This window comes from Micromonospora sp. CNZ322 (assembly GCF_007827755.1).
Map to the genome: position 1 here is coordinate 1,023,895 of NZ_VITD01000001.1, position 12,902 is coordinate 1,036,796.

Here is a 12,902-nt window from a genome sequence, read left to right on the forward strand (position 1 = left end):
TTGTGGTGGCGGCTTCGCCGCATCCTCCCCCGCGGCAAGGCAGCAACACCCCACCGACGGACACTCCTGTGAAGACCGTAGCGGAACGTGTCCAGCCCTCGCAGCCCTGACCGGTGACGTTCGATGGATGGTGGTGAATCGGGCCGGAACGGCCCACGACCCCCTAACGAACGACCGACCGCGCTCAGGTCGGCTCGGACCAGGCGGTCTGAATCAACTGCTGGCCATCGCGGCGGCGAACCAGGGTGCCCCGGCCGGGCGGTTGCGGGCTCGGTCGCAACGTGCCGAAGACCGCGCCCTCCTCCCGGTTTCCGGACATCAGCAGGCCCGGCGAGTCCAACTCGCGAAGCCGTTGCAGCACCGGCTCGTAGAGCGCCCTGGACACACCACCGACCCGGCGCGTGACGATCAGGTGCAGGCCAATGTCGCGGGCCTGCGGCAACAGCTCGTGCAGGGCGCTCAGCGGGTTGCTGCCGCCAGAGGCCACCAGGTCGTAGTCGTCCACCAGGATGTAGAGATCCGGACCCTTCCACCAGCTCCGATCACGCAGCTGGGCGGTCGTCACGTCCGGGCCGGGCAGTCGGTTGGACAGCGCGCTGCGGATCGACCCGAGCCCCTGGGCGAACGCCTGGTTCGACGGGGCGTAGTCGAGCAGGTGGTCACCCTCCACCGCCCCCAGCAGGCCACGCCGGTAGTCGGCGATCACCAGCCGGGCCTGCGCCGGCGTGTACCGCTCGGTGATCCCCCGCGCGATCAGGCGCAGCAGGTTGGTCTTGCCGCACTCCGCGTCGCCGAAGACCGTCAGGTGCGGCTCGTTGGCCAAATCCAGGTAGACCGGCGCGAGTGCCGACTCGTTGACGCCGATCGGGAGACCGGGTGCCGAGCGGTCGATGATCCGGGCCAGCTCCGCCACCGGCAGCCGGCGCGGCAGCAACCGCACCTTCGGCGCCGGGCGACCCGGCCAGTTCGCCGCCACGTGCCCGGCCAGGGACAGCGAGGCCTCGCTCAGATCATCGATGTCGCGACGGCCGTCGATCCGCGAGATGGCGGTGAGGAAGTGCAGCTTGTCCCGGGTCAGGCCACGGCCGGGCGACTTCTCCGGCACGTTGTTCGCCGCCCGACGGTCGATCTCGGACTCCGACGCGTCGCCGAGGCGCAGCTCCAACTTGGTGCCGAGCAGATCCCGCATGTTGATCCGGATCTCCGCCCACCGTACGGCGGTGAGCACCACGTGCACACCGAAGCCGAGGCCCCGGTTGGCCAACGTGGTGATGGTCTGCTCCAGCTCCTCATACTCCTGGCGCAGGGTGTTCCACCCGTCCACCACCAGGAACACGTCGCCGAACGGGTCATCGGCGAACTCGCCGGCGGCACGACGACGGCGGTAGCTCGCCACCGAGTCGATGCCGTGCTGGGCGAAACGAGCCTCCCGCTCGTCCAGGACGGCGACCACCTCGGCCACCGTCCGACGGACCGCCTCGACGTCGCGCCGACCCGCCACCCCGGCCAGATGCGGCAACCGCTCCATGCTGCGCAGCGCGCCCCCGCCGAAGTCCAGGCAGAAGAACTGCACCTCCCGTGGCGTGTGCGTGAGCGCCAACGAGGCGAGCAGCGTACGCAGCATCGTGCTCTTGCCACTCATCGACCGACCGACGATGACCACGTTGCCGCCGGCCCCGGCCAGCTCGACCATCATCGGGTCCCGGCGCTGCTCGTAGGGGCGGTCCACGACGCCGACCGGCACTGTCAGTCGCCCGCGCCCCGGCCAGGAGGCGGTGCACAGCCCGTAGGTCGGATCCACCGCCAGCGTGCCGAGCAACTCACCCAGGCCCGGCGGGTCAGCCAGCGGCGGCAGCCACACCTGGTGGGCCGGGCGGCCCCGACCCTTGAGCTGGTCGATCAGCACGTCGAGCATCGCCACGGCCTTGCCGTCGGCCGGCTGCTCCGGCTCCGGGGCGGTGGCCACCGGCACCTGCGGGACCTGCACCGGAACGAAGTCGAGACCGTACGGCACGATCCGGCGCTGCACCAGCGCCTGCGAGGCGGAGGCCTGCTGCCCCGGCGCCCGGTACGCCCCCGACACGTACGCGGCCCGGAACCGCAGCATGGTGCTGGTGTCCGTCTTCAGGTAGCCGTGGCCCGGCGCGTTCGGCAGCTCGTAGGCGTCGGGTACGCCGAGCACGATCCGGCTCTCCACGGCGGAGAACGTCCGCAGACCGATCCGGTACGACAGGTGCGTGTCGAGGCCCCGCAGCTTGCCCTCTTCGAGGCGCTGGCTCGCCAGCAGCAGGTGCACGCCGAGGGACCGACCCAACCGGCCGATCATCACGAACAGGTCGATGAAGTCCGGTTTGGCGGCGAGCAGTTCGCTGAACTCGTCACAGATGATCAACAAGCTGGGCATCGGTGCCAGCGGTTCACCGGCCGAGCGGGCCTTCTCGTACTCGAAGCGGGAGACGTAGTTGCCGGCCGCCCGCAGCAGCTCCTGCCGGCGCACCATCTCTCCGGCGAGCGCGTCGCGCATCCGGTCGACCAACGGCAGCTCGTCGGCCAGGTTGGTGATCACCGCGCTGGTGTGCGGCAGCGCCTCCAGCGAGGCGAAGGTCGCGCCGCCCTTGAAGTCGACCAGGACGAAGTTCAGTTCCTCCGACGAGTGGGTCACCGCCAGCGCGGCCACCACCGTACGCAGCAGCTCGCTCTTGCCGGAGCCGGTCGCACCGATCACCAGACCGTGCGGGCCCATGCCCTCGTGCGCCGACTCCTTGAAGTCGAGCTCGACCACGTTGCCGTCCGGGCCGACGCCGAGCGGAATGCGCAGCCGGTCGCGGTGACCACGCGGGCGCCAGGTGTTCTGCACGTCCACCGCCGCGGCGTCACCGACGCCGAGCAGGTCCGGCAGCTCCGTGCTGCGGGCCAGCGGCTCGTCGCCGCCGGCCTGTTGCTGGGAGAGCCGGAAGGGGGCGATCTGTCGGGCCAGCCCCTCGGCGGCCTCGGCGCTGAGCCGGTCGGGCCGACCCAGCGACGACGACGAACTGCCCCGGACCAGGTCGAGGGAGCTTCCGTCATTCACGTCGAGGCAGAGCAGCCAGCGGCCGGCGTCGCGCGGCACCGTCCCGGAAAGGTCGATCACTGTGGCGCCGAGCAGGCCCGGGCCCACCAGCTGGCAGGTCGGCGAGATCTCCCCGCCGTCGATCACCACGACCAGGTGCGGGGCGGTGGTCAGCGGCTTTGCCTCGGGCGCGAACCGGGGCCGCCCGCCCAGCTCGGCGGCGAGCGCGGCCTCGGCCTCGGCCAGGCTGGCGAAGACCAGCCGGCGCGCGCCGGCCGCGTCCGTACGACCGCTGTGGTGGGCGTGTGGCAGCCACTTCACCCAGCCCCAGGACGACTGCCGGTCGGGTGCGGCGACCACCGCGATCACCAGGTCGTCCGGTGCGTGGAAGGTGGCCAGCTGCCCCAGCGCCGCCCGGGTCAGGTCGAGCACCGGCTCGCGGTCGCCGCGCAGCACCACCCGGCTGAACGCGCGCACCGACAGCGCCGTCGGCAGGTCAGGCACAGTGGAGTGTGCCCGGACGAACCGGCGAAGCGCGATGGCGCTCATCGGCTCCAGGTCCTCCACCGGCTTCGTCTCCGGTGGGACGATCTCCACGGCGAGCCGCTGCGGGCCGAGGGCGATCCTGGTCTCGCCGAAGTCGTCCTCGGTGATCCGTCGCTCCCAGAGCCGCCGGGACGCGGCGATCGACCAGAGCGCGTCGGGCTCCGGGTGCCGCCAGGCCATCGCGGCCCGCTGCTGCTCGGCGGCACGCCGGGTGCGCTTGCGCATCTGCGCCAGGTAGCGCATGTAGTCGCGGCGATCGGCGTTCAGCTCGGCCTTGTCCTTGCCGCCGCTGTTCGCCAGCGAGCCGATCGCCATGCCGAGCATCGAGACACCGAACAGACCACCGGCGACGTAGGTCATCATGCCGCCGCCCTTGCCGGCGTAGAGGAACGCCATGGCACCGACCCCGCAGAACATCGGCAGGATCATGAGCAGCTGCCCCATCCCGCGGGGCGTCGGCTCGGGCAGCTCGGGAGGCGACTCCAGCAGCACCTCGCCGCGCGGTAAGGCCGGCCCCGGCTGACGCGGGAGCCGGCGGAACACCACAGTGCTCACGGCTGTCTCCTCCCCAGAAGCGGCCCTGATGACGTGCGGCCCGCGGAACACCGCCCGCGGGTGGGCATCGTACGTGCCGTCATCGTAGGTAATCTGCCGTGTGCGCGGTGGACCCGGACCGCAGCATTCCAGCCAGCCGATCACAGACGCACACCTGGAGGCCACTGTGGCGACGAAGACGGCGACCGGTGGTCTCAGCCGGATCACCATCGTGGCTCCGCGTACCCGGATGGATCTGGCGCTGCCGTCGGACGTGCCGTTGGCCGACCTGCTCCCCACCCTGCTGCGCTACGCCGGTGAGGACATGGCCGACGAGGGTGCGCGGCACGGCGGCTGGGCACTGTCCCGGTTGGGCGGTGCGCCCCTCGACGGTGGTCGTACCGCGGGGCAGCTCAGCGTCCGGGACGGTGAGGTGCTCTACTTCAACCCCCGGTCCGATGCCGCGCCGGAGATCGTCTTCGACGACGTGGTGGACGCGGTCGCCACCGCGACCAACCAGCGCCCCGGCGCCTGGCAGGTCGGCGCGACCCGCTCCTTCGCTGTGGTCTTCGCGGCGGCGGCGTTCGGCGCCGGCGCGCTGGCAGCCCTCTTCGCCGGTCCGCCGCACCTGCCCGGCGCGCTGGCCGCGCTGCTGGTCGCGGTGGCGCTGCTGGTGGGCGCGGCGGTGCTGTCCAGGGCCGTCGGTGACAGCGGCATCGGCGCGGTGCTGGCCCTGGTCGGCCTGGTGCACGCGGCCACCGGCGGCCTGCTGCTGCTCGCCGGCGATCGATCGCTGACCGACCTGGCCAGTCCGCATGTCCTGCTCGCGGCGACCGCCGCGGTGGTGGCCGGCGCGGTGGCCGTGCTGGCCGTCGGCGACCGGTACCCCCTCTTCTTCGCCGCGATCGGGGTCGCGGCCGCGACCGGCCTGGGCGCGGTGCTCTGCCTGGTCCTCAGCCTCGACGCGGCGGCCTCCGCCGCGGTGGTCGCGGCGGTCGCGTTCGGCGTGGTGCCGGCGCTGCCGATGATGGCCTACCGGCTGGCCCGGCTGCCGGTGCCGTCGATTCCGACCGGTCCTGAGGACCTGAAGACCGACAGCGAGTCGGTGGACGGCCGGCAGGTGCTCCAGCAGAGTGAGCGCGCCGACCAGTTCCTGACCGGTCTGCTGTGGACGGTGTCGCTGCTGGTGCTGGGCGCGCAACTCGTGCTGGCTCTGGACGGGCGCCTGCCCGCGGTGCTGCTGTGCCTGGTGCTGGCCCTGCTGGCGCTGCTGCGGGCCCGCCCCCTCCTGGGCCGGGCCCAGCGCACCCCGGTGCTGCTGGCCGGCACCGTGGGTCTGGGCCTGGCCGCCGCGACCGCCTTCGCCGGTGGGTCGCTGCCGGTCCGGCTCGGCCTGATCCTGGGCGGTCTGGTGCTCGCCGCGGTGATCAGCCTGATCTACGGGTTGACCGTCGCCGGCAAGCGCATCTCGCCGGTCTGGGGCCGCCTGCTCGACATCGCCGAGATCATGCTCATCATCTCGCTGGTGCCCCTCGCCTTCTGGGTCTGCGGCCTCTACGGCTGGATCGTCAACCTCCGACCCTGACCGTGCGCCGCCACCGCACCGGTCAGCGCGACCGCGGACCGGTGGAGACGCCCAGCGCCGAGGCCACCGGAGCGGTGGCGTAGACGCCCGGAGCGTGCTGACCGTCCATCGGCCGGGTGGACGCGCCCACCCGGCCGGCGACCTCACGAACCACCTTGACCAGGGCCTCGACATGGTTGTCCATCGCCGCGACCCGCAGCAGCGGCGCCGCCACCCGACCGTCCGACGAGACGGTCACGGCCACCGTGTGCGACGGCGCCGAGGTCGCGGTGATCGCGTCCACGAGCGGACCGAGCGGCGCGTCGACGCGGCCCCGCAGAGCCATGCAGCGGTGCGTCCAGCCGCCGCCGCGCAACCCACGCCAACTCTCCGCCGGCGCCTCGGGCACCAGGTCCAGACCGGCAGCCGAGACGATGGCCGCACGTAGCTCCTCCCGGCCCAGCGGGCGATGAGCCAGGCCCGCCGACGTCAGCGCCTTGCCGAGCCGGCCGATCCCGGCCGCCACCGTCCGGTGTACGCCGGTCAGCCCGCCGCCGCGGCTCACCGCCTCGACCCGGGCGTCCCGGACGGTGAGCCGCAGCGCCACCCACACGGTCCGGTGGGCTGCCGGCGGCGCACCGGGTGCCGGGTACCAGACCAGCGTGTGCGCGACGACCTGGGCCCGGGAGATCGGGGCGCTGAAGTCCGCGAGCACCTGCAGCGCGCGGTCCACCGCGGCGGCGTCGACGGAGCCGACCGCCGCACCGGTCGCGGACTGCAGGGCGACGGCGGCGAACCAGCCCTGGTCGTCACGCGCGATGCCGAGCCGGGTGCCTCGGTCGGTCAGCTCGATGACGCTCAGCTCAGGGGCGAGCGCAGCCAACCTCGGGTCGGTCGCCGTGCCGCTGGCCAGCGCGGCCGACGCCCGCTCACCGCGTCGCCGCAACCGTCGGCGCAGCAGCAGGTCCTCGAACCACCAGCGGCCACCCCGACGGGCGAAGGCCGCCAGGACGACCAGCAGCGCCGCGGTGCCCGCCGCGGCGAGCACCCAGCTGGGTCCGGCCGTGGCGGCCCAGACGCCGACCACGCACAACTCCAGTACGACGAGCTGCCCGACCAGCACGGGGCCGACCCGCCCACGGCCGGGCCGCTCGGCCGGGGGCACCGGCCGGGTCGGAACGTCGACAGGGTCCGTGACCGCTCGGACGGGTGGCGCCTGAACCTGCGTCATCGCTGACTGTCCCTCCTGCACGGTACGACTCTGCGCCGGGTCTCCTCCGGTGCCGGCCACGAGCGGTGGTCCCAAGGAACCACCGTCGGCCCCTTATCGTAGGGAAGCCCGCGACGGCACCCCGACCCTGATCGTCGCGGATCCACCCCGCCGGAGGTAAGTCATGCGGACCCGCCGCGATCAGGTGCAGGCGTACCGCTTCGTCACCCGCCGCATCGTCTCCGCCTTGCTGTCGGGCGATCCGGAGACCACCAACCTGCCGATGCGACGGCTCGGCATGGCCGTCTTCGGCAGTGTCCTCACCGCGGCCATCGTGCTCGGCGGGGTGGGTGCCTACGGCCAGTTGACCGGTGGCGCGGCGCCGCTGGACGACCAGACCCTGGTCATCGAACGGGAGACCGGCGCGACGTACGTGTTCATCGAGGGCAAGCTGCACCCGACGCTCAACTACACCTCGGCGCGCCTCATCGTGAACGACGCGAGTGCCCAGGTGCGGACGATGTCCCAGGCGTCGCTGCGGGACCGGCCCCGCGGCGTCACCGTCGGCATCGTCGGGGCACCGGACGCGCTGCCGGACCGCAAGTCGCTGACCGGGCTACCCTGGTCGGTCTGCGACGTGCCCGACCCGGTCGACCGGCAGCGGTCCAGCACCCGACTGGTGATCGACCGGGCGCTGCCCGGCGGCACGCCGCTGGGTGACCGGGCGGTGCTGGTCTCGGTGAACGACCAGCGGTACCTGGTCACCAACAACACCCGGCTCCAGCTACTCGACCCGTCCCGCACGATCACGGCGCTGCGGATGGCCGGCACCGAGCGACTCCAGGTCGGGCAGCAACTGCTCAACGCCGTGCCGGCCGGGCCACCGCTACGCCGACCGTCGCTGCCCGGTGAGGGCGAGCCCAGCAGTCGCAAGGTGGCCGGGCAGTCGCACGACGTCGGTTCCGTGTTCAAGGCCGCCGGGCGCCACTACGTGCTGACCCGGGACGCTCTCGTCTCGATCAGTGAGATCACCGCTCTGCTGCTCGTCAGCAACGGCGGTCGGATCACCGACATCACGCCGAACCAGGCCAGCGAGGCGTTCGAGGAGCGGCGGATCGAGGAGGAGGGGGTGCCCCCGACGATGCCCGCCCTCTACCCGGCCCAGCCCGGTCAGACCACGCTGTGCGCGACGTACCGCAAGGACAGCTCGGGCGGCCCGCCGACCACCACCCTGGAGGTCTTCGACCGGGTGCCGACCGAGTTGACCGACAGCGATCCGGGCCTGGTGCCGGTGCGCCAGACCAGGCGCGACGCCGTACGCACCGCTGAGGCGGTGCTGCTGCCCGGCGGTAAGGGTGTCATCGCGCAGGCTTCGCCCGGCGCCGGGACCAGCGGGTCCGGCGCCGCCGGGTCGACGATCTACCTGATCAGCCCGCAGGGCATCCGGTATCCGCTCGGCTCGGCGGCGACACTGGACGTGCTCGGCTACGGCGGGATCACCCCGCTGGCGGTGCCCGGCTCCCTGCTCGCACTGATCCCGACCGGGCCGACTCTGGACCGCGAGGACGCCTTCGCCGTCTTCGCTCCCGACGGGCCGGCACCGTCCGCACCACCGTCGGCCGCGCCGAGGTCGGGCTCACCGTCCGCGGCGCCACCGTCGGGCACGCCGTCCGCGGCGCCACCGTCGGGGTCGTCGTCCGCGGCGCCACCGTCGGGGTCGACACGGTCGAGTCCGACGGGTGGGACCCCGTCGAGCGGCGGGACCGGCGGGGGGTCCACGGAATCGACCGGCGCCGACGGCTGAGCAGCTTCGGCGGGTCGCCCGGAGTCGCACTGGTGGACTAACCTGAATGTCGCTGACGGTTGTCAACCAGAACGACGGGGATGTTGCCATGGCCGGGCGTACGGAAGTCGACCTGTTGTCCCTTGAGGACTTCCACGAGCACCTGGCGTCGCGGTTGAGCCAGGCCGAGTCGGTGCTGCGCAAGCTCAACACCGAGATGCAGTGCCGTCCTCCGGCCCTGGGCTCGTTCTTCGACGCCACCGACAAGGCGCGTCGCTACAGCGAGGTGCACCAGTCCTATGTCGACCAGGCCGAACGGATCCGGCAGGCGGTGCTGGCGGCACAGCAGGCGACCAGCACGATCCTGAGCAACTACCGCACCGCCGAGGCGCGTAACGCGGCCAACGCCGACGATGTCACCGCCGCGCTGAACCCGGTCGACCGGGCGTTTCAGCCGAAGGAGGACGGGCGTGTCTGAATACACCCAGCGCTACCAGGGCAACAGCCACCAGCAGCTGTACGACGGCCTGATGGCGGGCAAGCCGGAGCAGATCGAGGGCGTGGCCACCCAGTGGGCCGAGCTCAAGGGCATCCTCGACGGCCTCGGCCGGGATCTGAGCGGCGACCTCGACAAGCTCGCCAACACGTGGACGGGTTCGGCGGGTCGGGAGTTCCATCGGCGACTCAGCCTGATCGTCGCCCACACCGACGCGTTGGGCGAAGGGATGGCCGGCATCAAGCAGGGGTTGACCATGATGGCCGACCATCTGCGCGCCGCCCACAAGCAGGCCGAGAGCCCGGAGGAGACCGACGACAACGACAAGGCGATCGGCGGCGCGATCAAGGGTGGCGCGGCCTTCGGTCTGACCGGTCTGATCGTCGGGGGCATCGCGGGTCACCAGCAGGACAAGGCTGAGCAGGAGAAGGCCCACCAGCGGATGGTGAACCTGGTGGCCGGCCTGGCCAACAGTTACGAGATCTCCGCCTACGACCGGGTGGTCGAGCCGCCCCCGCCGGACCCGGACACTCCGACCACCGCCCGCAAGGATCCGACGACGCCACAGAGTGTCTCGGCCATCGCCAGGGTGTCCGGCGGCCCCAATACCGGCGCTGACACTGCGCGCACCGGTGACGCGACCATCTCGTCGCCCGACCGCGTCGCCCAACTGCCGGGCGACGGTTCGGCTCCGGGCGAGGTCGGCTCGGGCACCGGTGGCAGCCCGGCTGTCGGCGCCGCTCCGATCGGCGTTGGCAGCGACCTCGCTGACCGCGGCACCTCCCTCGCCGGAGCCGACCCACTGGTCGGCGGCGCGCTGCTCGGCGGGGGTGCCGCCGGGCTGGTCGGGCTGTCCGGGCCGGCCGGCGCGCCCGCTGCGGCGAGCACCGGTCCCGGCCTGCTCTATGGAGCACAGGGCGGGTCACCGGCCGGCGGGGTGTTGCGCAGCGGCGCGCTCGCGGGCTCGGGCAACGCGGCCCCCACCTCGGCTCGACCGACCGGTGGTGGTGCGGCCCCGGCGGAGACCCGCGCCGCCAACGGGGTCGGGCGCAGCATCGACGGCCAGCGCGGTGGGAGCGGCGGACGCCCGGCCATGACCGGCGGCAACGCCCGACCGGGCTCCGGCGGCGGCCGTCCTGGTGTGCTCGGCGGGCAGGGTCGAGCGCAGGACGACGACTCCGACGAGCGGCTGACCTGGTTGACCGAGGACGAGATGGTGTGGCAGGGCGACGAGAAGGCGGCGCCCCGGGTGCTCGGCACCGGCGACTGACCACGGCCCGCCGCCGGCACGCCAGCGGTGCCACCCCAACGATGCACGGTGCCCCCGATCGGACCCGATCCGGTCGGGGGCACCGCCGTTCCCGGCCCCCGATCGACACCGTCCACAGTGCGCATGGTGGTGGCGGTCACGTCCGCCCGGTCCCTCGCCGTGCTGCGGTGGGCCGGGACGAGCGATAGGTTGGTTGGGTGTCGTCCGCAGCTTCTGTCCGCCCAGCCAGGTGGGCTGTGCTGCGGTCACTGCGGGAACTGACCCGTCTGGCGGTCACCGCGCTGGTGCTCGCGGTCGGCCTCGGTGCCGCTCTCGCCGCGACCCCACCGCCCGCCCCCACGCAGCTGCGGCCCAGTGCTGTGAGCAGCCGGGTGGCAAGTGTCCGCCCCGACGCCGCCCCGGCCAACCAGCGGGCCGCCCAGCCCGCTGAAGCCCCGCCGGCTGGCACGCTCGATACCGCCACGGCGACCGGTCCGGTCGTGACGCGCCCGGTGCACGTCCCGGCCATCGATCCCGGCCGTGGCTCTCCTGCACGACGCGGCCCGCCCGCCCGCTGAGCCAGGCCCGGCGATCCCCGGGGCCCGATCCCGGCTGATCCTCCCGCACGGCATCTGAGTTCGCCGTCGACGGGACCATCCCGCCACCGGGCCGACCGGTGCTGCCGCGCCTTCCTGCCGCCCGTCGATACCCGCCTTCGACCGCGAGGTGCTGATCATGCAAACCATCCTCTCCGCCGTCCTGCCAGACCTCTCCCGGGCCGCCGTCATCTGGCTGAGCCTGCTCGGGGTGGTAGCCGTCGCCGTCGCCGCTCTCCTGCTGCGGCCCGGTCGGTTCCGCTTCGACCCGGGCTCCCGGATCCGCCGCGCCGCCATGCCGAGCCAACTTGAGCAGGCGCAGGAGGAGCGGGAGCAGAGCCGCTACGCGCAGGAGGTCGCGGTGGCCGCGGAGCGGGCGACCACCACCGTGCAGCGCCGCCGGGCGGAGTGGGTGGCCGCCCAGGAGGCCGTCGAGGCGGCCTGGCTGGCGTACGAGGCGGCCGAGGCTGGCGTACGGCGGCTCGACGCGGCGGCCGCGATGCCGCTGCCGCACACCGTACGCACCCCCGCCGAGTACGCGGACCGCGAGCGCTACCTGCACCGGGCGGCGCTGGACGCGTACTGGCGGCGGGAGCTGTCGGTGGAACAGCTCAGCGACGTCTTCGCGCACCGCGACGGTTGGGACCCACGACTGCACCCGGTCGAGCAGGAGCTGGTGCTCCAGCGGGCGATCCGGGACAACCTGGCGGCCCGGCACGCCGCAGCCCGCGAGCGGGAGCAGGCCGCGTGGCGGGCGGCGGAGTTGGCGGTGGCCGCGGCTCGCAGTCTGCGCGAGGAGGCGCACGCCGCGACCGGACGACGGGTCGCCGAGTCGGCGTCGGTGCTGCCGCTGAGCGAGGTTGCCCGACCGGTGGGCGCGCAGCCCCGGGAGAACGTCGAGCAGACCCGGGAGAACAAGGTGACCGCACGCGGCTGTGCGACGGTGCCCGCGTTCTGAGCCGCGCGGGCTCGGGTGAGTTAGCGTGACGGCATGTCCCGACAGGCGTGGGTCCTCGTGGTGATCGCCAGCATCCTGGCGCTGGCCACACTGGTCGGTGCCGTGGTGCTGGCGGTGCGGGTGGTGCGTACCCGGCGGCTGCTGACCGGGTTGGGCGCGGGCGGCAAGGTCGCCTTCTACGGGGCGCTGATCTACACGATCTTCCCGGTCGACGTGCTGCCGGACCCGATCTACCTGGACGACATGGGAGTCCTGGCCGCCGCGTTGATCTACCTGACCCGGCTGGTGCACCAACGTCGGGCGGCGGGTCGCCAGTTGCCCGGTCAGCCGGACGCCCCACCGGATCGGGGCCAGGTGCGTCGCCGCGTGCCATGATCGGGGTCGGTTCGGCGGACAGGGGACGGGGCATGACGGGCGATCATCGGTTGGACGTGCACGATGAGCGGGTTGTCGCCTTCTGCGCCGAACGACACCTGGCGACGCTGACCACAGTGCGGGCGGACGGCACCCCGCACGTCGTACCGGTCGGGGTGACTCTCGACCCGGCGGCCGGCCTGGCCCGGGTCATCACCTCCGGCGCCTCCCGAAAGGCCCGTCAGGTGGCGGCTGCCGGCGCGGCGGGCGCGGCAGTGGCCGTGTGCCACGTGGATGGCCGCCGCTGGTTGACCATCGAGGGCCGCGCGGTGCTGCGGTCGGAACCGGCCGCCGTGGCGGAGGCGGAGCGGCGGTACGCCGAGCGGTATCGGACACCGCGCCCGAATCCGGAACGGGTGGTCATCGAGATCACCGTGACCAGGCTGTTGGGCAGCCTCTGACCTGACCGTCTGTGCCCGATGACCGGTTCGGGTCTGGCAGGGATGCCGCGCGGGTCCCGGTGCCCGCAGCCAGCGGAATTCTCCGTGGAGCAGAGCGGTTAC

General features: G+C 73.0%; 10 protein-coding genes. 8 read left to right on the forward strand and 2 right to left on the reverse strand.

The features are described from left to right. Window positions 1-184: 184 nt before the first annotated feature. Window positions 185-4,150 (reverse strand): type VII secretion protein EccCa, encoded by a 3,966-nt coding sequence (gene eccCa / locus FB453_RS04775; RefSeq protein ID WP_145787761.1) that lies wholly within the window; start codon window positions 4,148-4,150, stop codon window positions 185-187. Window positions 4,151-4,316: 166 nt separating this feature from the next. Between eccCa and eccD the strand changes: the two genes are divergently transcribed. Continuing rightward, entirely contained in the window at window positions 4,317-5,714 is a 1,398-nt protein-coding gene (gene eccD, locus FB453_RS04780; RefSeq protein ID WP_145787763.1) for a type VII secretion integral membrane protein EccD, read from the forward strand. A 22-nt stretch (window positions 5,715-5,736) separates the two neighbouring features. On the opposite strand, the gene FB453_RS04785 is transcribed toward eccD, so the two are convergent. Then, a complete protein-coding gene (locus tag FB453_RS04785) occupies window positions 5,737-6,924 on the reverse strand; it encodes a type VII secretion protein EccE (protein ID WP_145787765.1) in 1,188 nt (395 codons plus the stop codon). Window positions 6,925-7,087: 163 nt separating this feature from the next. Between FB453_RS04785 and eccB the strand changes: the two genes are divergently transcribed. The 7 genes from eccB to FB453_RS04820 all read left to right on the forward strand — a co-directional run bounded on the left by eccB (window position 7,088) and on the right by FB453_RS04820 (window position 12,800). Then, window positions 7,088-8,707, forward strand: a complete 1,620-nt coding sequence (gene eccB / locus FB453_RS04790; RefSeq protein ID WP_145787767.1) for a type VII secretion protein EccB — start codon at window positions 7,088-7,090, stop codon at window positions 8,705-8,707. Between the two features lie 46 nt (window positions 8,708-8,753). Continuing rightward, window positions 8,754-9,164 (forward strand): hypothetical protein, encoded by a 411-nt coding sequence (locus FB453_RS04795; RefSeq protein ID WP_225855044.1) that lies wholly within the window; start codon window positions 8,754-8,756, stop codon window positions 9,162-9,164. Further along, window positions 9,157-10,452, forward strand: coding sequence for a WXG100 family type VII secretion target (locus tag FB453_RS04800; RefSeq protein WP_145787769.1), 1,296 nt, complete (start codon window positions 9,157-9,159; stop codon window positions 10,450-10,452). Before FB453_RS04795 ends, FB453_RS04800 begins: the two co-directional genes overlap by 8 nt. Window positions 10,453-10,688: 236 nt before the next feature. After that, the gene (locus FB453_RS04805) at window positions 10,689-11,009 is read left to right on the forward strand and encodes a hypothetical protein (RefSeq protein ID WP_112603955.1); all 321 of its coding nucleotides are present in this window, start codon (window positions 10,689-10,691) and stop codon (window positions 11,007-11,009) included. 157 nt (window positions 11,010-11,166) lie between these two features. Further along, a complete protein-coding gene (locus FB453_RS04810) occupies window positions 11,167-11,985 on the forward strand; it encodes a hypothetical protein (RefSeq protein ID WP_145787771.1) in 819 nt (272 codons plus the stop codon). Window positions 11,986-12,018: 33 nt separating this feature from the next. Further along, window positions 12,019-12,360, forward strand: a complete 342-nt coding sequence (locus tag FB453_RS04815) for a YkvA family protein (RefSeq protein WP_112581796.1) — start codon at window positions 12,019-12,021, stop codon at window positions 12,358-12,360. A 32-nt stretch (window positions 12,361-12,392) separates the two neighbouring features. Next, window positions 12,393-12,800 carry a TIGR03618 family F420-dependent PPOX class oxidoreductase gene (locus tag FB453_RS04820; RefSeq protein WP_145787773.1) on the forward strand — a complete coding sequence of 136 codons (408 nt, stop codon included), beginning with the start codon at window positions 12,393-12,395 and terminating at the stop codon, window positions 12,798-12,800. Window positions 12,801-12,902: the final 102 nt, after the last annotated feature.